A 20,267-nucleotide genomic window follows, 5' to 3' on the forward strand; every position below is an offset into this window, starting at 1 on the left:
ATCACGTCCTGGCCGTCCACCCGCACCTTGTCGCCGATGGGGCGGCGCAGCGCGGTGTGCAGCACCGGCCGGCGCTCGGAGCTGTTGATCACCTCGCCGCGGAACATCGCCTGGATCGCCTCGCCCAATTGCGCTTCCTCGGCCAGCCGGACCAGCAGGGCCAGGGTGTCGGCGCGCAGCAGGTTCTTCGAGAAGTCCAGCAGCAGGCCGCTGGCACTGACGCTGAACCGCTGGAAGCGCTCGGGGTCTTCGCCGAAGGCCTGGCGCAGGCTGAAGCCCGCCAGTTCCTGGTGGTGCTGGCGAAGAGCGCTCCAGCTGGGCAGTTGGGTGACATCGAGCGGCGTCAGGTGGTGGTCCATGGCTTTCCTGTATGCGACTTATGAAAAAGCCCGGAACTGGGCCGGGCTTCGGGTCCTTCGGCTTCCTGGCCTCAGGCGACTTGTACTGGAATCGCGTTGCTGGTGTGGCTGAGTTCGTTACCCGGAGCCATGTAAAGCATACGCGGTTTGAAATTGGCGAGTTCCGCTTCGCTGTAGTGGGCGTAGGCGCAGATGATCACACGATCGCCCACCTTGGCCTTGTGCGCCGCGGCGCCGTTCACCGAGATCATTCGCGAGCCGTTTTCGGCGCGGATGGCATAGGTGGTGAAACGCTCGCCGTTGTCGACGTTGTAGATCTGGATCTGCTCGTACTCGCGGATGCCGGAGAGATCCAGCCATTCGCCATCGATGGCGCAGGAACCTTCATAGTCGAGCACGGCGTGGGTTACTTCGGCGCGGTGCAGTTTGGCCTTGAGCATGATGGCGTGCATGGCATTTCCTCGTCGGTGCGCGGGCGGCGGCTGAGTTTGCCCGAACCCCCGAGGGGGTTCAAGGCTGCGGCGGGCTGGGGTCAGGCTTGCGCTTCGAGGTGGAAGGCAAGGTTGTCGATCAGGCGGGTGTTACCCATGAAGGCAGCCCCCAGTATTACCAATTGCTGGTCCTGGGCACCGGCGGGGCGCAGGTGCAGTGCCTCGCGGACCTCCAGGTAGTCGGGCCGGAAGCCGACCTTGGCCAATTCGGCCTGGCCTTCCTGCTCCAGGGCGGCGAAGTCGCGGCGGCCCTGACGGATGGCATCGGCCAGCTGTCGCAACGTGCGGTAGAGGGCCGGCGCGGCGGCGCGCTGGGCGTCGTCCAGGTAACCATTGCGCGAGGACAGCGCCAGGCCGTCTTCGGCGCGGACCGTGGGCTCGCCGATGATCTGGATCGGCATGTTGAGGTCGCGCACCAGCTTGCGGATCACCGCCAACTGCTGGAAGTCCTTTTCGCCGAATACCGCGAGGTCGGGCTGGACCATATTGAACAGCTTGCTGACCACGGTGGCGACGCCTTCGAAGTGGCCGGGACGGCTTCCGCCGCAGAGACCGTCGGACACCAGCGGTACGTTGACCCGGGTCTGGCCCTCCATGCCGTCCGGGTACATCTCCTCGACATCCGGGTGGAACAGCAGGTGGCAGCCTGCACCCACCAGCTTCTGCTGGTCGGCAACCAGGGTGCGCGGGTACTTGGCCAGGTCCTCGCTGGGCCCGAACTGCAGCGGATTGACGAAGATGCTGGCGACCACGAAGTCGGCGCGCTGGCTGGCCTTTTCCACCAGGGCGACGTGGCCGGCGTGGAGATTGCCCATGGTCGGCACGAAGCCGATGCGCTTGCCTTCGCTGCGTGCGCGGGCGACGGCGGCCCGCAGTTCGCGGACGGTCTTGACGGTGATCATGCGGAGAATCCGTGTTCGGCGGCGGGGAAGGAGACATCCTTGACGGCTTTGACGTAGGCCGCCAGTGCGGCCTGGATGCTGGTCTGGCCTTCCATGAAATTCTTGACGAACTTGGGCGCGCGACCGGTCAGGGAGAGGCCCAGCATGTCGTGCAGCACCAGGACCTGGCCGTCGGTTGCGCTGCCGGCGCCGATGCCGATGACCGGGATCTTCACCGACTGGGTGATCTCCGCCGCGAGTTCGCTGGGCACGCATTCAAGCAGCAGCATGGCGGCGCCAGCCTGCTCCAGTGCCATGGCGTCGGCGCGCAACTGGCGGGCCTGGGCCTCCTGGCGGCCCTGGACCTTGTAGCCGCCGAGGATGTTCACGGCTTGCGGGGTCAGGCCCAGGTGGGCGCAAACGGGAACACCGCGCTCGGCCAGCAGGCGAATGGGTTCGGCCAGCCAGGCCGCGCCTTCCAGCTTGACCACGTGGGCGCCGGCCTGCATCAGGGCGGCGCAGTTGGCAAAGGTCTGCTCGAGGCTGGCGTAGGCCATGAACGGCAGGTCACTGATGATCAGCGCACCCCGGTTGCCGCGTTTGACGGCAGCGGTGTGGTAGACCATGTCGGCCATGCTGACCGGCAGGGTGCTGTCATGGCCTTGCAGGACCATGCCAAGGGAGTCGCCCACCAGCAGCACATCCACGCCGGCCTGGCAGGCCGCCTGCGCGAAAGTGGCGTCGTAGGCCGTCAGCATGGCGATTTTCTCGCTCTTGAGCTTGAGCTCTTGCAGGGTGGTCAGGGTCACATCAGGCATGAAAACGTCCTCAGCGGCGCCGGTTTGCACTGGCGCGGGGCAACGGGACGCTTATAGTCCCGATGGGGGGGCATGAAGTCAATTGCAGGTGTTACCGACCTGTTACGGCGTTACCGCCAGGTCGGGCAGGCGTTCGAGGCCTTCGAAGGGGCAGGTGTCCAGGAGGGATTGCAGCGAATCGCCGTCAGGCAGCTGCAGGTCGCCGGCGATCTCCGCCAGGGGATAGAGCACGAAGGCGCGTGCGTGCATGTGGTAGTGCGGCACCTGCAGACGCGGCTCATCGATCCGGCGCTGGCCGAACAGAAGGATGTCCAGATCCAGGGTGCGCGGGCCCCAGCGCTCATCCTTGCGGACGCGGCCCTGGGCCAGCTCGATGGTCTGCAGCTCATCCAGCAATTGCAGCGGGGTCAGCCCGGTATCCAGGGCGGCGACCGCATTCACGTAACGGGGCTGGTCCGGTGGGCCGAGCGGATCGCTGGCATAGAGCGAGGACACGGTCGCAAGTCGGGTCTGCGGCAGATTGGCCAACGCCGCGAGGGCGCCGCGCAGTTGGCTGACAGGTTCGGCAAGGTTGCTACCCAGCCCGATATATACGCGCTCCATGATCAGTCGCCCGATGTGCCGGGTGCGCCTTCGCTGCGTGGCCCGCGACGGCGGCGACTGCCACCGCGACGGCGGCGCTGCCCCGCAGGCTGGTCGTCCTTGGCGCTCAGGTCACGGATCATGTTGCGGCGCTGGCTGTCGCTGGCGTCCTGGTAGTCCGTCCACCAGTCACCCAGGCCATCGGTCTGTTCGCCGGCGCTTTCGCGCAGCAGGAGGAAGTCGTAACCGGCGCGGAAGCGCGGGCTCTCCAGCAGCAGGTCGGCACGCTTGCCGTTGCGGCGCGGCAGGCGTTCCTGCATGTCCCAGATCTCGCGGATCGGAATGCTGAAGCGCTTGGGAATGGCGGTGCGCTGGACCTGCTCCATGATCAGCCCGTGGGCCGCTTCCTGCATGGCCGGGATCGGCGGCATGCCGCGCTCCTGCAGCAGCGCTGCGCGGGCGGGCAGGGCTGGCCAGAGCAGGGCCGCGAAGAGGAAAGCGGGAGTGACCGGCTTGCCTTGGTGGATGCGCTCGTCGGTATTGGCCAGGGCCTGACGGATCAGGCGGCCGGTATATTCGGGGTCGCGCTCCAGTGCGGCCGCGCTGGCCGGGAACAGGGGCGCGAAGAGGTCGTATTCCACCAGCAGTTCGAACGTGCGCACGGCCTTGCCGCCAAGGAACAGCTTGAGCACCTCGTCGAACAGGCGCGCGGACGGGATCTCCCGCAGCATCGGCGCCAGGCGGCGGATGGGCGCTGCACTGTGCTTCTCGATCTCGAAGTCCAGTTTCGCGGCGAAACGCGCGGCGCGCAGCATGCGCACCGGGTCTTCCTGGTAACGCTGCTCGGGAATGCCGATCAGGCGCACCAGGCGGTTGCGGATGTCGTGCACGCCATGGGCGTAGTCGAGGATTCGCTCGGAAGTCGGATCGTAATAAAGGGCGTTGATGGTGAAGTCCCGGCGCTGGGCATCATCTTCCAGGCTGCCGTAGACATTGTCGCGCAGGATGCGGCCGCTTTCGTTGCGTGCGGCCTGGTTGCTGTCTTCCTCGTCCTCACCTTGCGGATGGTTGGCGCGGAAGGTTGCGACTTCGATGATCTCTCGACCGAACTGCACGTGAGCCAGCTTGAACCGGCGCCCGATCACCCGGGCATTGCGGAACTCGGCGCGTACCTGCTCCGGGGTGGCATTGGTGGCCACGTCGAAATCCTTGGGGCGCAGGTTCAGCAGCAGGTCGCGGACGCAGCCGCCGACCAGATAGGCCTGGTAGCCCGCCTTCTGCAGGCGTTCGACGACCATGACGGCATTGCGGCTGATGTCCGAACGGCGCAGCGAATGCTGATTATTGCCCAGTACTTCGGGAGTGCTGCGCGGATGCTGGGCGCGGCGAAGGGGAGAACGGAAAGACTGGAACAGCTTCTTCAGCATGGGATGCACTGTTTTGCGGGATGGTCGGCCAGAAAGGGATTTGGGCGCACGATGGCCGCGAATTCTAGCACTGGGAGGGGGGATGTTGAAGGAAAGGTCTGACGGGTGTCAAAGCTACTGGGGGAGCCGAAGCTCCCCCCCAAATTGGTGCGTGCTTTGTTTTTATTGTTTCGGGCTTGGCGTTTTTGTTGTTCGACCCGCTCCAGCAGGCTTGTCGCCTCTGGAAATGCCCTCCAATCGAGGGTTAATAGCAAACGGATTTGTTTGGACGCTGATGGTGCCGTGATCATTCCGTGACCCAACCAGTACGGGTGCTGCCTGTGGGCAGTTTTATTGTTCTCGGCCTGGCTGTGGGGCAAGCCCCAAGGGCAATCCTCTCCAAAAGAATCAGTTAGCTGCGCCTCCGCTGTCTTGTTTTTGTTGTGCTGGAGTCGATACGTCTTGTTTTTATTGTGGGGTTCAGCGCTTGTTATTGTTGTTGTGCCCGAGATAAAGCAGATGCCGTGCCAACTTTTCAGATTCCTTGTAAATCAAGGGCTTGCGAGGATGGTGCTGTGGTTGGCGGGCAAAAAAAACCGGGTTTTCGTTACCTTTAGACCCGGCTTTGTTACGTGATGTTAGGCGGGGTAACAGCGCGGGGAACTCAAAGTGTTCCCGAGGTGTCACCCGCGGCTGGCGCTCATGGCCCGGCCGCGGCGCCCGATTTGCGGCGCGGAATGCCCAGGCGCTGACGACGTTCCCACAGGCATTTGCGGCTGATCCCCAGCTTGCGAGCCAGCTCGGTCTCGGTCATGTGGTCCTGGTGCTCGAGCACGAAGTGCTGGAAGTAGTCCTCCAGCGACAGGTCTTCGGTAGGCTCGTGGGCAGTGTTGTTGGCCTGGGCCTGGGCCTGGGGCGCGGTGTCGTTGAAATCCTCTTCGTCCAGGTCGTCCAGCTCGATATCGATGCCCAGCAGTTCCGCCGAGATGTCGGGGCTCTCGCACAGGATCACGGCGCGCTCGATGGCGTTTTCCAGTTCACGCACGTTGCCCGGCCAGCTGTAATGGCGAATGGCCTGTTCTGCGTCAGTGGCGAAGCGCAGACTGTCGCGCCCCATCTGCGCGCACTGTCGCGCCAGGAAAGAGCGGGCGATTTCCAGTACGTCGTTACCGCGTTCGCGCAGGGCGGGCAGTTTCAGCGAGATCACGTGCAGGCGGTAGTAGAGGTCCTCGCGGAACTGGCCGGTCTTGGCCAGGGTCTTGAGATCACGGTGGGTCGCGGCGATCAGGCGTACGTCCACCTTCTGTGACTGCACCGAACCCACGCGACGGATCTCGCCTTCCTGCAGCACGCGCAGCAGGCGCGCCTGGGCTTCCAGGGGCAGTTCGCCGATTTCGTCGAGGAACAGGGTGCCGCCGTCAGCCGCTTCCACCAGGCCCGCGCGGCCTGCGGTGGCACCAGTGAACGCCCCCTTTTCGTGGCCGAAGAGTTCGGACTCGATCAGGGTTTCCGGGATCGCCGCGCAGTTGACCGAGATCAGCGGGGCCTTGGCGCGGCGGGACAGGTTATGCAGGGCGCGCGCCACCAGTTCCTTGCCAGTGCCGGATTCGCCCTGGATCAGTACGGTGGAGTCGGTGGGGGAGACCTTGCGGATCTTGCCGTAGAGTTCGAGCATCGCCGTGCAGGAGCCGATGATGCCGATCTCGCCATCGGCGTTGGCGGCCGCAGCCTTGTCGCCGCCACGACCGGCACTGGAACGTTCGCTCGGGGCCGACTTGGCGTCCTGGCGCTCCTTCAGGATGCGTGCTACCGCCTGGAGCATTTCGTCATGGTCGAAGGGCTTGGCGATATAGTCGACCGCGCCCATCTTCATCGAGTCCACTGCCGAGCGCAGGCTGGCGTAACTGGTCATGATCAGCACCGGGGTGCCTTGGGCCAGCTTGATCAGTTCGGTACCGGGTGCGCCAGGCAGGCGAAGGTCGCTGATGATCAGGTCGAAACCGGGAATGCTGTAACGCTCCTGGGCTTCCTGCACGGAGCCCGCCTCGCTGACCTGGTACTGGTTGCGTTCCAGCAGGCGGCGCAGGGCGGAGCGGATGATGGTTTCGTCTTCGACGATCAGAATATGTGGCATTAATTCAGCTCTCTAGACGGTCTCAGCTCACGGCGGATGTTGCTTCGACAAAACGAGGCAGCGTCACCCTGATGCGGGTGCCGCGCTGCTGCTCGGAGTCGGCCGGGCTTTCTATGGTTATCTGTCCATAATGCTCTTCCACGATCGAATAGACCAGTGCAAGGCCAAGGCCGGTCCCTTTCCCTGGGTCCTTGGTGGTGAAGAAAGGTTCGAACAAACGATCCATGATTGCCTTCGGAATGCCGCTGCCTTCATCTTCGACAATGAGGTCGACGGTGTGCTCCGAGGCTTCGCTGCGCACGCGGATGGCGCTGCCCACGGGAGAAGCGTCGCGGGCGTTGGACAGCAGGTTGATCAGCACCTGGGCCAGGCGTTGCGGGTCGCCTTCCACGACATGGTGCGGGTCGCACAGGTTGAAGAAGTTCACCTCGACACTGCGCTTGTTCAGCGACAGCAGGCCGATGGCGTCCTGCGCCACTTCGGCCAGGCACACCGGCTCGCTCGCCTGCTGGCGGCCGCCGGCGTGGGCGAAGCTCATCAGCGACTGGACGATGCGGGTGACGCGCTTGGTCTGCTCGAGGATCTGGCTGCTGAGCTCCTTGATCTCGGTATCGCCTTCGCGTTCTTCGCGCAGGTTCTGCGCCAGGCAGGCGATGCCGGTGATGGGGTTGCCGATTTCATGGGCGACGCCTGCGGCCAGGCGGCCGATGGAAGCCAGGCGCTCGGAGTGCACCAGCTTGTCCTCCAGCAATTGGGTGTCGGTCACATCCTCAACCAGCAATACCAGGCCGCTGCTGCCCGGGGCCAGGGGCTCCTCGATGGCAGCCTTGTGCAGGTTCAGCGCGCGGGCCTGGCCATCCAGGGTCAGGCGTTGCTTGTGCAGGTGCTCGTCGGGCAGGTTGATGAAGCCTTCCAGCAGACCCTTCCAGGGTTCGGCGATGGTGGACAGTCGCGAGCCCACCACACGCTGCGCGGGGATCTCGGTGAGCTCCTCCATGGCGCGGTTCCACATGAGGATTTCCTGGTCCTTGGCCAGCGAGCAGACGCCCATGGGCAGCTCCTGGAGGGTCTGGCGGTGATAGCGCCGCAGGGCATCCAGTTCGGCGGCCAGACCCGTGAGGCGGGAGTGGTAGTCCTCCAGTCGGCTCTCGATGAAGTGGATGTCCTCGGTGACATAGCTCTCGCTGCCGGACTTGTAGGGCAGGAAGGTCTCCACCATGTCTTGCGCCACGCTCGGGCCCATCAGGCCGGAGAGGTTGGCTTCGATGCGGTCGCGCAGGCGGCGCAAGGCATAGGGGCGGCGCTCGTCGAAGGGCAGGTGCAGGTCGCGCAGGGCCTGTTCCACCTCCTTCTGTGCGGTCTTGGCACCCAGGGGTTTGGCCAGCTGGGTGGCGAACTCCTGGGGCGAACTGGCGAGCAGTTCGCGGCGCTGCGGCCGGCGCACGTTGTCCACGGTGCAGGCCTCGGCGGCGCTGCGCTCTTCCGGGCTGGCCTCGGTGAATAGCGAGACCAGTGTGAAGATCAGTACGTTGGCGGCCAGGGACGCGATGGCCGCGATGTGCCAGCTGGTGTCGTCCAGTACGTAGATGGCATTGAACAGTGGCAGGTAGATGCCCTGCAGGTTGCCGATCAGGGGCAGCAGCATGGCCAGCAGCCAGACGCAGAAGCCTGCCAGCAGGCCGGCGATGAAACCGCGCCGGTTGGCGGTCGGCCAATAGAGCACCGAAAGCGCGCCGGGCAGGAACTGCAGGGTGGCGACGAAGGCCACTATGCCCAGGTTGGAGAGGTCCTGCTCCGCGCCCAGCAGCAGGTAGAAGCCGTAGCCGGCCATGATGATGGCGACGATCAGGGCACGGCGGGTCCACTTCAGCCAGCGGTAGATATTGCCCTCGGCCGGCGGCTGATAGAGCGGCAGCACCAGGTGGTTGAGGGCCATGCCGGAGAGCGCCAGGGTGACCACTATGATCAGGCCGCTGGCCGCGGAGAGGCCGCCGACATAGGCGAGCAGCGCCAGCGCCGGGTTGTCCACGGCTATGCCCAGGCCCAGGGTGAAGTATTCCGGATTGGTGGTGGCGCCCAGCCTGAGGCCGGCCCAGAGGATCAGCGGGATGGCCAGGCTCATCAGCAGCAGGAACAGCGGCAGGCCCCAACTTGCGCTGACCATGGCGCGGGGGTTGAGGTTTTCGGTGAAGGTCATGTGGTACATGTGCGGCATGACGATCGCCGAAGCGAAGAAAACCAGCAGCAGGGTGCGCCAGGGGCCTTCCTGCAACGGCGTATGCAGGGTGGAAAGGGCCGCCTGGTTCTGCAGCAGCCAGAGTTCCAGCTCCCGCGGGCCATCGAACACGCCGTAAAGGGCGTACAGGCCGATGCCGCCAAGGGCCACCAGCTTGACCACCGATTCGAAGGCAATGGCGAACACCAGCCCGGCGTGCTTCTCGCGGGTGGCGATGTGGCGTGCGCCGAAGAGGATAGTGAAGAGGGTGATCAAGGCGCAGAAGGCCAGGGCCACGCGATTGTGCACCGGTTCGCGGGTGAGGATGCCGATGGAGTCGGCCACTGCCTGGATCTGCAGGGCCAGCAGCGGCAGCACGCCGATCAGCATGATCACCGTGGTCAGGGCGCCGGCCCAGGTGCTGCGGAAGCGGAAGGCGAAGAGGTCGGCCAGCGACGAAAGTTGGTAGGTCCGGGTGATGCGCAGGATGGGATAGAGCAGCACCGGCGCCAGCAGGAAGGCGCCCGACACGCCCAGGTAGCTGGCGAGGAAGCCGTAGCCGTACTGGTAGGCCAGTCCCACCGTGCCGTAGAAGGCCCAGGCGCTGGCATACACGCCGAGGGACAGGGTGTAGGTCAGCGGGTGGCGGATGATCCAGCGCGGCACGAAGCCCCGGTCACTGAGCCAGGCCACGCCGAACAGGGCCAGGAGATAGGCAGCGCTGATCAGGATCAGCTGGGTGAGACTAAAGCTCATCAGCATCGCGTTGACTCTGCAGGATGAAGGTCACCACGATCAGGATCAGCCACAGCAGGTAGGGACGGTACCAGGCGCCGTTGGGGTCGATCCACCAATCCATGATGGCGGGAGAGAACAGGTAGATACCCACCACCAGGAGCAGGACCAGTCGATAGATGTACATGCCACAATTCTCGTCGTGTCTTCGGCGATGGTAGCGAATGCCCGGGGGCGCGGCGAGTGCCTAGCGCAGATGCGCTTCAGCCAGGGTGCGGCAGCGCGGGATGCGCCCGGAAACCCAGTGGGCGATACCCCAGTCCAGCACCTCGCGGGGGCGGCAATCGGCGAACTCGTCCGGCGGCTCCTGGCCCAGAGCGCGCAGCGCGCGTGCCAGCAGCGGAGCGGCCCTGTCGGCAGGGAGGGGTGGAGACCGGTACGACTTGCCGAGCTTGTGGCCGTCTGGCTGGATGATCAGCGGCACATGCAGGTAGCGCGGCTGTGACACGCCAAGCAGTTCCTGAAGGTAGAGTTGGCGTGGCGTCGAGTCCAGCAGGTCGGCGCCGCGCACAATGTGGGTAACCCCCTGCCAGGCATCGTCCAGCACCACTGCCAACTGGTAGGCGTAGAGGCCATCGCGGCGGCGGATGACGAAGTCGCCCACTTCCCGGCCCAGGTGCTGACGGTATTCACCCTGCACGCGGTCGACGAAGTGGTACTCCAGCTCCGGCACGCGGATGCGGATGGCGGCGTCATGCTGCGGGTGCTGGGCGTTACGACAGTAACCGGGATAGATGCCATGGTGGCCCTCCAGCTGCTTGCGCGAGCAGGTGCAGGCGTAGGCCAGGCCCATCTCGTAGAGGCGGTCGATCACCTTGGCGTAGGTCTCGTGGCGATCGCTCTGACGGACCATTTCGCCGTCCCACTCGAAGCCGTAGTCCTCCAGGGTGCGGAGGATGGCCGCCTGGGCGCCTCCGACTTCCCGCGGCGGGTCCAGGTCTTCCATGCGCACAAGCCAGCGGCCGCCAACGGCACGGGCGTCAAGATAGGAGGCGAGGGCGGCGACCAGTGAGCCGAAATGCAGGTAGCCGCTGGGCGTTGGGGCGAAGCGCCCGATATAGGCAGGAGATGTCATCGGGGCAAGGCCCTGTAAAGCGACGGGGCGCCAGTGGCGCCCCGTTTCGGCATCAGGAGCCGAGCTGCTTTTCCTTGATCTCCGCCAGGGTCTTGCAGTCGATGCAGAGCGTAGCGGTGGGACGGGCTTCCAGACGGCGGATGCCGATCTCGACGCCGCAGGAGTCGCACCAGCCGTAATCGTTGTCTTCGATCAGCTGAAGGGTCTCGTCGATCTTCTTGATCAGTTTGCGCTCGCGGTCACGGGCACGCAGTTCCAGGCTGAACTCTTCTTCCTGGCTGGCGCGGTCGGCCGGGTCGGGGAAGTTGGCGGCTTCGTCCTGCATGTGGTGCACGGTGCGGTCCACCTCTTCCATCAACTCCAGTTTCCACTTGTTGAGGATGTTGGTGAAGTGAGCGCGCATGCGGTCGCTCATGTACTCCTCGCCCTTGGTCTCTTGGTAGGGCTCGAAGCCACGAACCAACTGGCTGCTCTGTTGTTTTGCATTGGTGGGCATGGATGGCCGCCTCTCACTTTCTCTAATCCATTGCGCAGGATTATGGTCCATCGCCGGCGGTGCCGGCCCTGCGGCTGCAAGCGGGCGAACTTACCAGATCAAATCCGGGTGCGCCACTCCTCGACGTCAAGCATGCTGCAGCGTCCGGGGACCATTGGGTAGAATCCTCTCTTTGTCCTAATAAAGGAAGGCCAATGGCTCAGTCCTACAGTGCGCGCAGCCGCGCCATCGAACCCTTCCACGTCATGGCCCTGCTGGCCCGCGCCAACGAACTCCAGGCGGCGGGTCACGACGTGATCCACCTGGAGATCGGCGAACCGGATTTCACCACCGCCGAGCCCATCGTCCAGGCCGGGCAGGCAGCCCTGGCCGCCGGGCATACCCGTTACACCGCCGCGCGAGGCTTGCCGCAACTGCGCGAGGCCATCGCCGGTTTCTACGCATCGCGCTATCGGTTGAACATAGACCCAGAACGCATTCTCATCACCCCCGGCGGATCCGGCGCCCTACTCCTGGCCAGCAGCCTGCTGGTGGATCCGGGCCGGCACTGGCTGCTGGCGGACCCCGGCTACCCCTGCAACCGTCACTTCCTGCGCCTGGTGGAAGGCGCGGCGCAGCTGGTGCCGGTAGGTCCCGAGACGCGCTACCAGCTCACCCCGCAGCTGGTCGAACGGTACTGGAATGCCGACAGCGTGGGCGCTCTGGTCGCCTCGCCGGCCAACCCCACCGGCACCGTGCTGCACGCCGACGAGTTGGCGGCACTGTCGCAGACCCTCAAGACCCGCGGCGGTCACCTGGTGGTGGATGAGATCTACCACGGTCTCACTTACGGCATGGACGCCAGCAGCGTGCTGGAAGTGGACGACGACGCCTTCGTGCTGAACAGTTTCTCCAAGTATTTCGGCATGACCGGTTGGCGCCTCGGCTGGCTGGTGGCGCCTTTGGAGGCGGTGCCCGAGCTGGAGAAGCTGGCGCAGAACCTCTACATCAGTGCGCCGTCCATGGCTCAGCACGCCGCCCTGGCCTGCTTCCAGCCTCAGACCCTGGAGATCCTCGAACGCCGTCGCGAAGAGTTTGCCCGCCGCCGTGACTACCTGTTGCCGGCCTTGCGCGAGTTGGGTTTCCGTATCGCCGTCGAGCCGGAGGGTGCCTTCTATCTGTATGCGGACATCTCCGCCTTCGGTGGCGATGCCTATGCCTTCTGCCGCCATTTCATCGAAACCGAGCATCTGGCCTTTACCCCGGGCCTGGATTTCGGCCGCCACCTGGCCGGCCAGCACGTGCGCTTCGCCTACACCCAGAGCCTGCCGCGCCTGGAAGAGGCAGTGCAGCGGCTGGCGCGTGGCCTGCAGACCTGGGCGGCCCGATGAGGTTCGCCCCGGCTTTGGAGGAAGGGCGGCTGCGCAAGCGCTACAAGCGCTTCCTCGCGGATATCGAGACGGAGGCTGGGGAGAAACTGACCATCCACTGTCCCAATACCGGCTCCATGCTGAACTGCATGAGCGAGGGCTGCCGCGTCTGGTTCAGTCGCTCCAATGACCCGAAGCGCAAGCTGCCCGGGACCTGGGAGATCGCCGAGACGCCCCAGGGCCGCCTGGCCTGCGTCAACACCGCCCGCGCCAACGCGTTGGTGGAGGAGGCGCTGCAGGCGGGCGTGATCGCCGAACTGGCAGGCTTCAGTGCCCTCAAGCGTGAAGTGGCCTACGGACTGGAGAACAGCCGCGCCGACTTCCGCCTGGACTTCCCCGCTGGCCCCGCCTTCGTCGAAGTGAAAAGCGTCACCCTGGGTTTCGACGGCACGCCAGTGGCCGCCTTCCCCGATGCTGTTACCCAGCGCGGCAGCAAGCATCTGCGCGAACTGGCCAACCTGGCGCGGGAGGGCGTACGGGCAGTGCAGCTGTATTGCGTAAACCTGACAGGAATCGAATCGGTGCGTCCTGCCGAGGAAATCGACCCGGCCTATGCTGCGGCACTGCGTGAGGCGATTGCCGCTGGCGTGGAGGTGATGGCATATGGGGTGGAGTTGACGCCGGAGGAAGCCCGGGTCTACCGTCGCCTCGATGTGAGGCTCTGAGCCTCAGGCTTCGCCCAGCAGCCAGATGCCGCCGGCGTCTTCGCGGCAGTCCAGCGGTTGCAGCGTCTCCCCGGCGCAGGGGCCTGCCACGCATTCCCCCGAGTCGATGAGAAAGAGCGCACCGTGGGTCGCGCACTGGATCAAGCTACCGCTCTGGTCGAGGAACTGGTCTGGCATCCATTCCAGCGGAATGCCGCGGTGCGGGCAGCGGTTTTCGTAGGCATGGACCTGCCCATGCCGGCGCACCAGCAGCAAATTCAGACCATCGATGAGGAAACCTCGGCTCTGGCCTTCGGCCAGTTCTTCGGGGCGGCAGAGCAGGATCATCGGTATCTCCATGGCAGGCGCGCATTATCGCGCGTCGCCATGGCTTGCCAATAGGGGCACTTCCGTGTGCTGAAATGCGGGAAGAATCGCCCGTGTCGGGCGGTTTTTCCGTGTTCGTCGTATTCGTTCGTCAGGTCAGACGAATCTGCGCAGTCTGACATCGGACGCAGACGATAATGCCGTTGTCATACAAATACAAATAAGAATCAATTTTATCGTGTGCCCAACCAGGCGGTGATAGGTCGCAATCCGATTCGCGGAACCATCAGGAGTTTCTAATGAACCAGCAAACCTCGCCCACGCGTCCGACTTCCTCCCTCTACCAGGCCTGGCAAGTGCTGCGCGCGCACTCCGAACCCACCGCGGCTCCGGCCGCCACGCGCGCCGCCCGTGAAGGCCGCCTGCTCAGCCTCGATCCGACCCTGCTGGTGGGCGGTCTCGGGCCGCGTTTGCCTGATGGCATGGCCGTGCTGTCCAAGGGCTTCTATCCTTCGGCTCCGGCCCTGACCGAGAAAAGCATGAGCCAGCCATGACCGCGTCACCCCATTCCCGCCCGCTTTTCATCTCTCTGGGCGTCCTGTTACTGCTGGCGCTCTGGCTTTCCCTGGCGCTGGGGCCGGTCAGCCTGCCGCTGGGGGAGACCCTGCGCGCAGCAATGCGTCTGGCTGGCCTGCCGTTCTCCGGCGAAGGGCTGGGGCAGGCCGAGTTGATCCTTGGTCAGATCCGCCTGCCGCGCACGATGCTGGGGCTGGCAGTGGGCGCGGTGCTGGCACTGTCCGGTGTCGCCATGCAGGGCCTGTTCCGCAACCCGTTGGCCGACCCCGGCCTGGTGGGGGTGTCCAGTGGCGCTGCGCTGGGCGGGGCTCTGGCCATCGTCGGCGGTGCCGCGCTGGGTGGCCTGCCGGAGGCTTTCGCGCCTTACCTGCTGTCTCTCTGTGCGTTCGCCGGGGGACTGGGGGTGACGCTGCTGGTCTATCGCCTGGGGCGTCGGGAGGGCCAGACCAGCGTGGCCACCATGCTGCTCGCGGGTATCGCCCTGACTGCCCTGGCGGGCGCAGTAATCGGCCTCTTCACCTACCTGGCTGACGACGCCACCCTGCGCAGCCTGACCTTCTGGAATATGGGCAGCCTCAATGGCGCCAGCTATTCCCGTCTCTGGCCGCTGCTGATCGTCACCCTGATGGTGATCCTCTGGCTGCCACGTCGGGCCAAGGCCTTGAATGCCCTGCTGCTGGGAGAGTCCGAGGCGCGCCACCTGGGCTTCGACGTGGAGCGCCTGAAGCGTGAACTGGTGTTCTGCACGGCACTCGGTGTGGGGGCAGCGGTAGCGGCGGCCGGCCTGATCGGCTTCATCGGCCTGGTGGTACCGCATCTGGTGCGCCTGGTCGCCGGACCGGACCATCGCGTCCTGTTGCCCGCTTCGGCCCTGGCCGGTGCCAGCCTGATGCTGTTGGCCGATCTGGCGGCGCGCCTGGTGCTGGCGCCGGCCGAGTTGCCCATCGGTATCGTCACGGCGCTGATCGGGGCACCCTTTTTCCTGTATCTCCTGGTGCGAGGTCGCCCCTGATGCTGCGCGCGGAACGATTGGATGTGCTGCGTGGCGGCAAGCGGGTGCTCGTGGGTGTCGACCTGGAGCTGCGCCCCGGCGAAGTGCTTGGCGTTTTGGGGCCCAACGGGGCAGGAAAGAGCACCCTGCTCGGTGCCCTGTGTGGCGAAGTCACAGCGGCGGCAGGCAAGATCAGTCTGGCTGGCCGCGCGTTGGCTGACTGGAGCGGCCCCCAGCGGGCACGGCGCCTGGCGGTACTACCGCAGAGTTCGACCTTGAACTTCGCCTTCCGCGTCGAGGAGGTGGTGGCCATGGGCCGACTGCCCCATGACACGGGGCGCGAGCGGGACGCCGAGGTGGTCGCCGAAGCGCTGGCGGCGGCGGATGCCAGCCACCTGGCCGGTCGCAGCTACCTGGCGCTTTCCGGAGGCGAGCGCCAGCGGGTCCACTTGGCTCGGGTGCTGGCGCAACTCTGGCCAGGGTCTGCCGGGCAGGCCCTGTTGCTGGACGAACCGACCTCCATGCTCGACCCCTTGCACCAGCACACCACCCTGCAAGCCGTGCGGACGTTCGCCGAGCGTGGCGTGGCGGTACTGGTGATCCTCCATGACCTGAACCTGGCAGCACGCTATTGCGATCGCCTTCTCCTGCTCGCCGATGGCCGCCCCCATGTTCTGGGTTCGCCGGAGCAAGTGCTCCAGGCCGAGCCCCTCAAGGCCGTGTTCGGCCTGGAGGTGTTGGTGCAGCGCCATCCGGAGCGGGGCCATCCGCTGATCGTCGCCCGCTGAGTGGAACAAGGAACTCCCATGCGTCTTCTTCTGCTTTCTCTTTTCGGCTTGCTGGCCGCCTGCCAGAGCCTGCCGCCGTTGCCCGAATGGCAAAGCCCGGAAGGTCGCGACCGGCCCGAACTGGGCGTAATCCGTGACTTGCACAGCGGCGAGCAACTGACCCCGGAGCAATTGGTGCAGCGCCTCGCCGCGCAGCCACGGGTACTGGTCGGGGAGCAGCACGACAACCCGGATCACCACGCCCTGCAGCTCTGGCTGTTGCAAGCGCTGGAAGCCCGCCATGAGCCGGGCAGCCTGCTGCTGGAGATGCTCGATCCAGAACAGCAGGCGAAGGTGGACGCTCTGCGCAATGGGCCACTGCCGGCTGACGTGCCCACCGCGCTGGCTTGGCAGCAGGGCTGGGACTGGGCGCTCTACGGGCCGATCGTGCGACATGCCCTGGCGCAGCCTTATCCGCTGCTGGCCGCCAACCTCAGCCGTAGCGAGATCAAGCGCATCTACCGGGAGCGGCCGGCCTTGCAGGGCGCGCTGTCCTCCGCCGATGCGGTACGTGGGGCGCTGCTCGAGCAGATTCGCGAATCCCACTGCGGTTTGCTGCCGGAGTCCCAGATGCCCGCAATGCTGGCCGTGCAGCAGCAGCGTGACCGGCGCATGGCAGAGCGCCTGCTGGCAGCGCCCGGCCCGGCACTGCTGTTCGCAGGCGCATTTCATGTGCGCCGTGACCTGGGCGTACCCCTGCATTTGGCAGATCTGGGCAAGGGGGAGGGCAATGCCGTGCTAATGCTCTCCGAGGTGGGCAAGCCGGTGCGGCGGGGCAGTGCGGATTACGTCTGGTACACCGCGGCGCTTCCACCTGTCGATCACTGCGCCGACATGCGCAGGCAGATGGCGCCCGCTCGCTGAAGACTGGAAGCGTAGAAGTCGCGAGCAAAAAAAGACCCGGCAATTTGCCGGGTCGAAAACCGTGATTAGCCTGATGAGGAGATAATCTGAAGAGCCCGACTGCTTGGTCTCTCAGTTTACCGGCTGATCTCGCGACCAGTTGATGTAATAATAACGATTCTCATTTTCGAGTCAAGCATCGATTCGCACTTTATCTGCCGCCGACGTCTTTCGCGCCCTGAAAGCAGAAGCCCCGGCCATGTGCCGGGGCTCCGCATGAGTCATGCCCGCTCGGGAGAAAGCCGCAGTTGGGTCACTTCCTTGTTCAGCAGGTCGATACGGCGCGCCATGCTCTCGATCAGGCTATGGGCGATACGCGGATTGCTCTGCATCAGGCTGAGGAACTGCTCCTTGGGGATGACCATCACGGTGCAGGGCTCGCTGGCGACCACAGTGGCGCTACGCCTCTCCCGGGTGAACACGGCCATCGCGCCGAAGATTTCATCCCTCTGCACGTCGCCGACCTTCTGCCCGTCAACGAACGCTTCGGCATGGCCCTCGATGATGATGAACACATGGTCGGCCTCATCGCCCTGTTGAATCAATTCCTCGCCCGCGGCGAAGTGCTGGAAACCGGTGGAAGGGCGCACGTCCGGCTGCTTCAGGCGGGCCACGGCGTCCGAGAGCAGGGCGGTGTGGCCCACCAGGTACTGGATGAACAGTTCCTGGAGCTTCTCGTTGGAGTAGATGTGGCGGAATACTTCGGTGCGGCTGAAGGGCACGAGGCTGATGGGCTCGTCGCTGCTGTAGCGGCAGGACGGCAGGTCGATACCCTGGCGCAGGCCCACCAGATCGCCTTCCTGCAAGTAGAACAGCGGACGCTCGTCGACGATGGCGTGGAGCAGACCGTTTTCGATCAGGAACAGTTGGTTGGCCGGCAGCAGGGGAGCCAGGTCTTCGACCTGATCCAGGCGGAATGCCGGGCCTGCCGGCTCCAGGCCCTCGAGCAACTGCCCGGGGATGCTTTGCAGTCTGTTGATCAGCTGGTCGGCGTAGGCCGGTTGCTCCCCGAGTAGGTACATGGCAGTAATTCCTTGAACTGACTGGAATGGCGTGACATACGAAGATCCCTGAAACAATAGGGACCGTCGCCTGCCTCGTAAATCACTGTTGGCGGAGGTTGTGAGCTAGCTCTTGTTGTTGGCGCCCGGTGCGTCCAACTGGTGGTTGAGCTCCGCCTTGTGACCTGGTGTCAGATCGTTCCAGTGAACATCCAGCAGTGCGCCTTCGATCGCATAGAGCAGCACTTTGGAGGCCCTGAATCCCCGCGCCCTGACAGCCTTGTAGGCACCGACGGCGCCAAGCCGGCGAAGGTCCGAGGCGCTATGGATGCCGACTGCATGCAGCCATTGCGCTGACGTCTTGCCCAGGTTCTTCAGGTGTTGCAGTTCATCGTTCATCGAGCCTCCTTGCGATGGTTCGGGCGCGAAAGGGACAGGGCTGTGGATAAGTGTAGCGTTCATCCACGGCGTGTGGCCTTGTGCTATCGCCCCATCCTCGTGCGCTCCCTGCACGGATAACGATCACTGCTTTGGCGATAGGGGCGGTTCCGGGTCAAATCTTCCGGGCGAAGGCGCCACCTTGCCGGTGACGGCCGCCGACGATCGCGGAACGGTCTCTGAGCTGTCCTGCTGTGGCGGGAGTATAGAAGCCGCCACGGCGGATACCGTGGCGGCGGGGATGGACGGGCTCAAGCGCCGGGCAGGTGGGCGCGAATACGCTCTACCAGGCTGTCGAGACTGGCTTCCTGGTCGGTGTCGATGCGTTTGCTGCGGGCCTGTTCGGCTGCGTCCAGCGGTTCGCGATGGGTCGCCTGGGCGCGTACGACCTCCATGGTGGCATCCGACGGATCGCGACCTTCGGCCTTGCGTTGGACGAGCCAGGATTCGATTACCGTTTCCGGCGCGTGGCAGTCGAGGATCAGGAAGGGGGCACCGGTCTGCTCGGCGACCTTGCGGGCTGCGCTGCGCTGGTCCTGCTTGAGGAAGGTGGCGTCGATGACCGCCGGGAATCCGGCATGCAGGACCGCCCCGGCCAACTGGTTCAGGCGCTGGTAGGTGGCGACGCTGGCCTCCTGGTTGTAAATGCCGCTCTGCAGGCCCTGGGCGTCGGCATCCTGCTCGCCGAACAGGCGCTTGCGCTCCACGTCCGAGCGCAGGCGGATGGCGCCCAGGGCTTCCACCAGGCGCAGGGCGACATGACTCTTGCCGGAACCGGACACGCCATGGGTGATGGCGAGGAAGGGCGAGGGGATGGCGCTGTAGCTTTCCGCCAGGCCGGCGTAGTTGCGGTATTGGCGGACGGTGGCGGCCTTCTGCACGGCGTCGTCCTGGTGGGCCAGGCTGAACAGGGCGATCTTGGCCCGCACCAGCGCACGGTAGGCCTTGTAGAAGTTGAGCAGCTCCAGGCCCTCATAGTCGCCGGTATGTTCCAGGTACTGGCTGACCAGACGGCGCGACAGGGACTTCAGGCCACGGTCTTCCAGGTCCATGGCGATGAAGGCGATGTCGGCATAGACGTCCGTGAAGCGGAAGGGCTCGTTGAACTCGATGCAGTCGAAGAGCACCACCTGGCCATCGATCAGGGTCGCGTTGCCGAGGTGGATATCGCCATGGCACTCACGGATGAAGCCTCCCTGCTTGCGCTGCTCCAGCAGCGGCTTGAGGCGTTGGTGGCTGCTTTCGGCCCAGGCTTCCAGGGCATCCAGTTGCTGCAGGTCGGCCTTTTCGCTGAGTAGCGGACGAATCTGCTCGAAGTTCTGCCGCACGGGCATCATCACGGCGTCCGGGGTGCCCAACGGGTGGTCGAGGGCGACCTGTGGGGCGGCGAGGTGGAAGGCGGCTATCTGGCCTGCCAGGGCGTCGATGTGGGCGGGCGTCAGTTCGCCACGAGCCTGCAGGGCGCTGAGCAGGTTGGCCTGGGGAAACTGGCGCATCTTCAGCACGTACTCGAAGGCATCGCCCGCACCACCGATCTGCGGTGCCTCGGCGCTTCCGGTGATCGGCAACACTTCCAGGTAGAGGTCGCGGGTCAGGCGCTGGTTAAGACGCAGCTCTTCGCCGCAGAAGTGCCGGCGGGCGTCCAGGCTGGTGAAATCGAGGAAACCGAAGTTGACCGGCTTCTTGATCTTGTAGGCGTAGCTGCCAGTCAGCAGGACCCAGGATATATGCGTCTCGATCACCTGGAACCCGTCCACCGGGTGGGGGTAGAGCGCGGGGTTCTGCAGGGCGGCTATCAGGGGCTGGCTCACGGGCGTTCCTTGTTCAGTCGCTGTAGAAGGCCCGCATTATCGCCGTTGGGCGCCGGGCTGCAAACTGTCAGGGCGTCCCTGTTGGCTG

19 protein-coding genes and 2 pseudogenes are annotated in these 20,267 nt (G+C 65.0%); 6 read left to right on the forward strand and 15 right to left on the reverse strand.

Annotated elements, in window-relative coordinates:
• The 11 genes and pseudogenes from ACFW0H_RS29240 to dksA all read right to left on the reverse strand — a co-directional run.
• Positions 1–359 (reverse strand): annotated as a pseudogene (locus ACFW0H_RS29240) (glucose-6-phosphate isomerase); the annotation flags it as partial.
• Between the two features lie 71 nt (positions 360–430).
• Entirely contained in the window at positions 431–811 is a 381-nt protein-coding gene (gene panD / locus ACFW0H_RS29245) for an aspartate 1-decarboxylase (protein WP_028630028.1), read from the reverse strand.
• Between the two features lie 80 nt (positions 812–891).
• Positions 892–1,752: a pantoate--beta-alanine ligase gene (gene panC / locus ACFW0H_RS29250; RefSeq protein WP_422917336.1), complete on the reverse strand. Its 861-nt coding sequence runs from the start codon at positions 1,750–1,752 to the stop codon at positions 892–894.
• Positions 1,749–2,549: a 3-methyl-2-oxobutanoate hydroxymethyltransferase gene (panB, locus tag ACFW0H_RS29255; RefSeq protein ID WP_422917337.1), complete on the reverse strand. Its 801-nt coding sequence runs from the start codon at positions 2,547–2,549 to the stop codon at positions 1,749–1,751. The genes panC and panB overlap by 4 nt, the downstream gene beginning before the upstream one ends.
• Before the next feature lie 102 nt (positions 2,550–2,651).
• A complete protein-coding gene (gene folK / locus ACFW0H_RS29260; protein WP_422917338.1) occupies positions 2,652–3,152 on the reverse strand; it encodes a 2-amino-4-hydroxy-6-hydroxymethyldihydropteridine diphosphokinase in 501 nt (166 codons plus the stop codon).
• A 2-nt stretch (positions 3,153–3,154) separates the two neighbouring features.
• The gene (locus tag ACFW0H_RS29265; protein ID WP_422917339.1) at positions 3,155–4,558 is read right to left on the reverse strand and encodes a polynucleotide adenylyltransferase PcnB; all 1,404 of its coding nucleotides are present in this window, start codon (positions 4,556–4,558) and stop codon (positions 3,155–3,157) included.
• 679 nt (positions 4,559–5,237) lie between these two features.
• Positions 5,238–6,671 (reverse strand): sigma-54-dependent transcriptional regulator, encoded by a 1,434-nt coding sequence (locus ACFW0H_RS29270; protein ID WP_422917340.1) that lies wholly within the window; start codon positions 6,669–6,671, stop codon positions 5,238–5,240.
• Positions 6,672–6,693: 22 nt separating this feature from the next.
• Entirely contained in the window at positions 6,694–9,648 is a 2,955-nt protein-coding gene (locus ACFW0H_RS29275) for a sensor histidine kinase (protein ID WP_422917341.1), read from the reverse strand.
• Positions 9,632–9,808: a hypothetical protein gene (locus ACFW0H_RS29280; protein ID WP_003095129.1), complete on the reverse strand. Its 177-nt coding sequence runs from the start codon at positions 9,806–9,808 to the stop codon at positions 9,632–9,634. The genes ACFW0H_RS29275 and ACFW0H_RS29280 overlap by 17 nt, the downstream gene beginning before the upstream one ends.
• A 60-nt stretch (positions 9,809–9,868) precedes the next feature.
• On the reverse strand, positions 9,869–10,756 hold the full coding sequence (gene gluQRS / locus ACFW0H_RS29285) for a tRNA glutamyl-Q(34) synthetase GluQRS (RefSeq protein ID WP_422917342.1): 888 nt from the start codon (positions 10,754–10,756) through the stop codon (positions 9,869–9,871).
• Between the two features lie 52 nt (positions 10,757–10,808).
• Positions 10,809–11,252, reverse strand: coding sequence for an RNA polymerase-binding protein DksA (dksA, locus tag ACFW0H_RS29290; RefSeq protein ID WP_422917343.1), 444 nt, complete (start codon positions 11,250–11,252; stop codon positions 10,809–10,811).
• A gap of 194 nt (positions 11,253–11,446) precedes the next feature.
• Here dksA and ACFW0H_RS29295 point away from each other — a divergent pair, with 194 nt between their 5' ends.
• Together ACFW0H_RS29295 and sfsA are read left to right on the forward strand one after the other, a co-directional pair.
• Entirely contained in the window at positions 11,447–12,622 is a 1,176-nt protein-coding gene (locus ACFW0H_RS29295) for a pyridoxal phosphate-dependent aminotransferase (protein ID WP_422917344.1), read from the forward strand.
• Complete coding sequence (gene sfsA / locus ACFW0H_RS29300) at positions 12,619–13,326, forward strand: DNA/RNA nuclease SfsA (RefSeq protein WP_422917345.1); 708 nt, start codon at positions 12,619–12,621, stop codon at positions 13,324–13,326. The genes ACFW0H_RS29295 and sfsA overlap by 4 nt, the downstream gene beginning before the upstream one ends.
• 3 nt (positions 13,327–13,329) lie before the next feature.
• Here the strand turns inward: sfsA and ACFW0H_RS29305 are convergent, their stop codons facing one another.
• The gene (locus ACFW0H_RS29305; protein ID WP_422917346.1) at positions 13,330–13,653 is read right to left on the reverse strand and encodes a Rieske (2Fe-2S) protein; all 324 of its coding nucleotides are present in this window, start codon (positions 13,651–13,653) and stop codon (positions 13,330–13,332) included.
• 371 nt (positions 13,654–14,024) lie between these two features.
• On the opposite strand from ACFW0H_RS29305, the pseudogene ACFW0H_RS29310 reads away from it, so the two are divergent.
• From ACFW0H_RS29310 to ACFW0H_RS29325, 4 genes and pseudogenes are all read left to right on the forward strand, one after another.
• Positions 14,025–14,186 (forward strand): annotated as a pseudogene (locus ACFW0H_RS29310) (hemin ABC transporter substrate-binding protein); the annotation flags it as partial.
• On the forward strand, positions 14,183–15,220 hold the full coding sequence (locus ACFW0H_RS29315) for a FecCD family ABC transporter permease (RefSeq protein ID WP_459077336.1): 1,038 nt from the start codon (positions 14,183–14,185) through the stop codon (positions 15,218–15,220). The pseudogene ACFW0H_RS29310 and the gene ACFW0H_RS29315, both read left to right, overlap by 4 nt.
• The gene (locus ACFW0H_RS29320; protein ID WP_422917347.1) at positions 15,220–15,987 is read left to right on the forward strand and encodes a heme ABC transporter ATP-binding protein; all 768 of its coding nucleotides are present in this window, start codon (positions 15,220–15,222) and stop codon (positions 15,985–15,987) included. The genes ACFW0H_RS29315 and ACFW0H_RS29320 overlap by 1 nt, the downstream gene beginning before the upstream one ends.
• Positions 15,988–16,005: 18 nt before the next feature.
• Positions 16,006–16,890 (forward strand): ChaN family lipoprotein, encoded by an 885-nt coding sequence (locus ACFW0H_RS29325; RefSeq protein WP_422917348.1) that lies wholly within the window; start codon positions 16,006–16,008, stop codon positions 16,888–16,890.
• A gap of 260 nt (positions 16,891–17,150) precedes the next feature.
• On the opposite strand, the gene ACFW0H_RS29330 is transcribed toward ACFW0H_RS29325, so the two are convergent.
• The 3 genes from ACFW0H_RS29330 to ACFW0H_RS29340 all read right to left on the reverse strand — a co-directional run bounded on the left by ACFW0H_RS29330 (position 17,151) and on the right by ACFW0H_RS29340 (position 20,179).
• Entirely contained in the window at positions 17,151–17,951 is an 801-nt protein-coding gene (locus ACFW0H_RS29330; RefSeq protein ID WP_422917349.1) for a Crp/Fnr family transcriptional regulator, read from the reverse strand.
• 105 nt (positions 17,952–18,056) lie between these two features.
• Positions 18,057–18,329 carry a TfoX/Sxy family protein gene (locus ACFW0H_RS29335; RefSeq protein WP_422917350.1) on the reverse strand — a complete coding sequence of 91 codons (273 nt, stop codon included), beginning with the start codon at positions 18,327–18,329 and terminating at the stop codon, positions 18,057–18,059.
• A gap of 290 nt (positions 18,330–18,619) precedes the next feature.
• Positions 18,620–20,179: a bifunctional aminoglycoside phosphotransferase/ATP-binding protein gene (locus ACFW0H_RS29340; RefSeq protein WP_422917351.1), complete on the reverse strand. Its 1,560-nt coding sequence runs from the start codon at positions 20,177–20,179 to the stop codon at positions 18,620–18,622.
• Positions 20,180–20,267 lie beyond the last annotated feature (88 nt).

Source organism: Metapseudomonas cellulosilytica (genome assembly GCF_049334135.1).
In the GTDB taxonomy this organism is placed as follows: Bacteria; Pseudomonadota; Gammaproteobacteria; order Pseudomonadales; family Pseudomonadaceae; genus Metapseudomonas.

What these genes read in the sequence shown, in the direction of transcription:
- panD (WP_028630028.1), bottom strand. Translation starts at nt 811, where the DNA reads ATGCACGCCATCATGCTCAAGGCCAAACTGCACCGCGCCGAAGTAACC.
- panC (WP_422917336.1), bottom strand. Translation starts at nt 1,752, where the DNA reads ATGATCACCGTCAAGACCGTCCGCGAACTGCGGGCCGCCGTCGCCCGC.
- panB (WP_422917337.1), bottom strand. Translation starts at nt 2,549, where the DNA reads ATGCCTGATGTGACCCTGACCACCCTGCAAGAGCTCAAGCTCAAGAGC.
- folK (WP_422917338.1), bottom strand. Translation starts at nt 3,152, where the DNA reads ATGGAGCGCGTATATATCGGGCTGGGTAGCAACCTTGCCGAACCTGTC.
- ACFW0H_RS29265 (WP_422917339.1), bottom strand. Translation starts at nt 4,558, where the DNA reads ATGCTGAAGAAGCTGTTCCAGTCTTTCCGTTCTCCCCTTCGCCGCGCC.
- ACFW0H_RS29270 (WP_422917340.1), bottom strand. Translation starts at nt 6,671, where the DNA reads ATGCCACATATTCTGATCGTCGAAGACGAAACCATCATCCGCTCCGCC.
- ACFW0H_RS29275 (WP_422917341.1), bottom strand. Translation starts at nt 9,648, where the DNA reads ATGCTGATGAGCTTTAGTCTCACCCAGCTGATCCTGATCAGCGCTGCC.
- ACFW0H_RS29280 (WP_003095129.1), bottom strand. Translation starts at nt 9,808, where the DNA reads ATGTACATCTATCGACTGGTCCTGCTCCTGGTGGTGGGTATCTACCTG.
- gluQRS (WP_422917342.1), bottom strand. Translation starts at nt 10,756, where the DNA reads ATGACATCTCCTGCCTATATCGGGCGCTTCGCCCCAACGCCCAGCGGC.
- dksA (WP_422917343.1), bottom strand. Translation starts at nt 11,252, where the DNA reads ATGCCCACCAATGCAAAACAACAGAGCAGCCAGTTGGTTCGTGGCTTC.
- ACFW0H_RS29295 (WP_422917344.1), top strand. Translation starts at nt 11,447, where the DNA reads ATGGCTCAGTCCTACAGTGCGCGCAGCCGCGCCATCGAACCCTTCCAC.
- sfsA (WP_422917345.1), top strand. Translation starts at nt 12,619, where the DNA reads ATGAGGTTCGCCCCGGCTTTGGAGGAAGGGCGGCTGCGCAAGCGCTAC.
- ACFW0H_RS29305 (WP_422917346.1), bottom strand. Translation starts at nt 13,653, where the DNA reads ATGATCCTGCTCTGCCGCCCCGAAGAACTGGCCGAAGGCCAGAGCCGA.
- ACFW0H_RS29315 (WP_459077336.1), top strand. Translation starts at nt 14,183, where the DNA reads ATGACCGCGTCACCCCATTCCCGCCCGCTTTTCATCTCTCTGGGCGTC.
- ACFW0H_RS29320 (WP_422917347.1), top strand. Translation starts at nt 15,220, where the DNA reads ATGCTGCGCGCGGAACGATTGGATGTGCTGCGTGGCGGCAAGCGGGTG.
- ACFW0H_RS29325 (WP_422917348.1), top strand. Translation starts at nt 16,006, where the DNA reads ATGCGTCTTCTTCTGCTTTCTCTTTTCGGCTTGCTGGCCGCCTGCCAG.
- ACFW0H_RS29330 (WP_422917349.1), bottom strand. Translation starts at nt 17,951, where the DNA reads ATGTACCTACTCGGGGAGCAACCGGCCTACGCCGACCAGCTGATCAAC.
- ACFW0H_RS29335 (WP_422917350.1), bottom strand. Translation starts at nt 18,329, where the DNA reads ATGAACGATGAACTGCAACACCTGAAGAACCTGGGCAAGACGTCAGCG.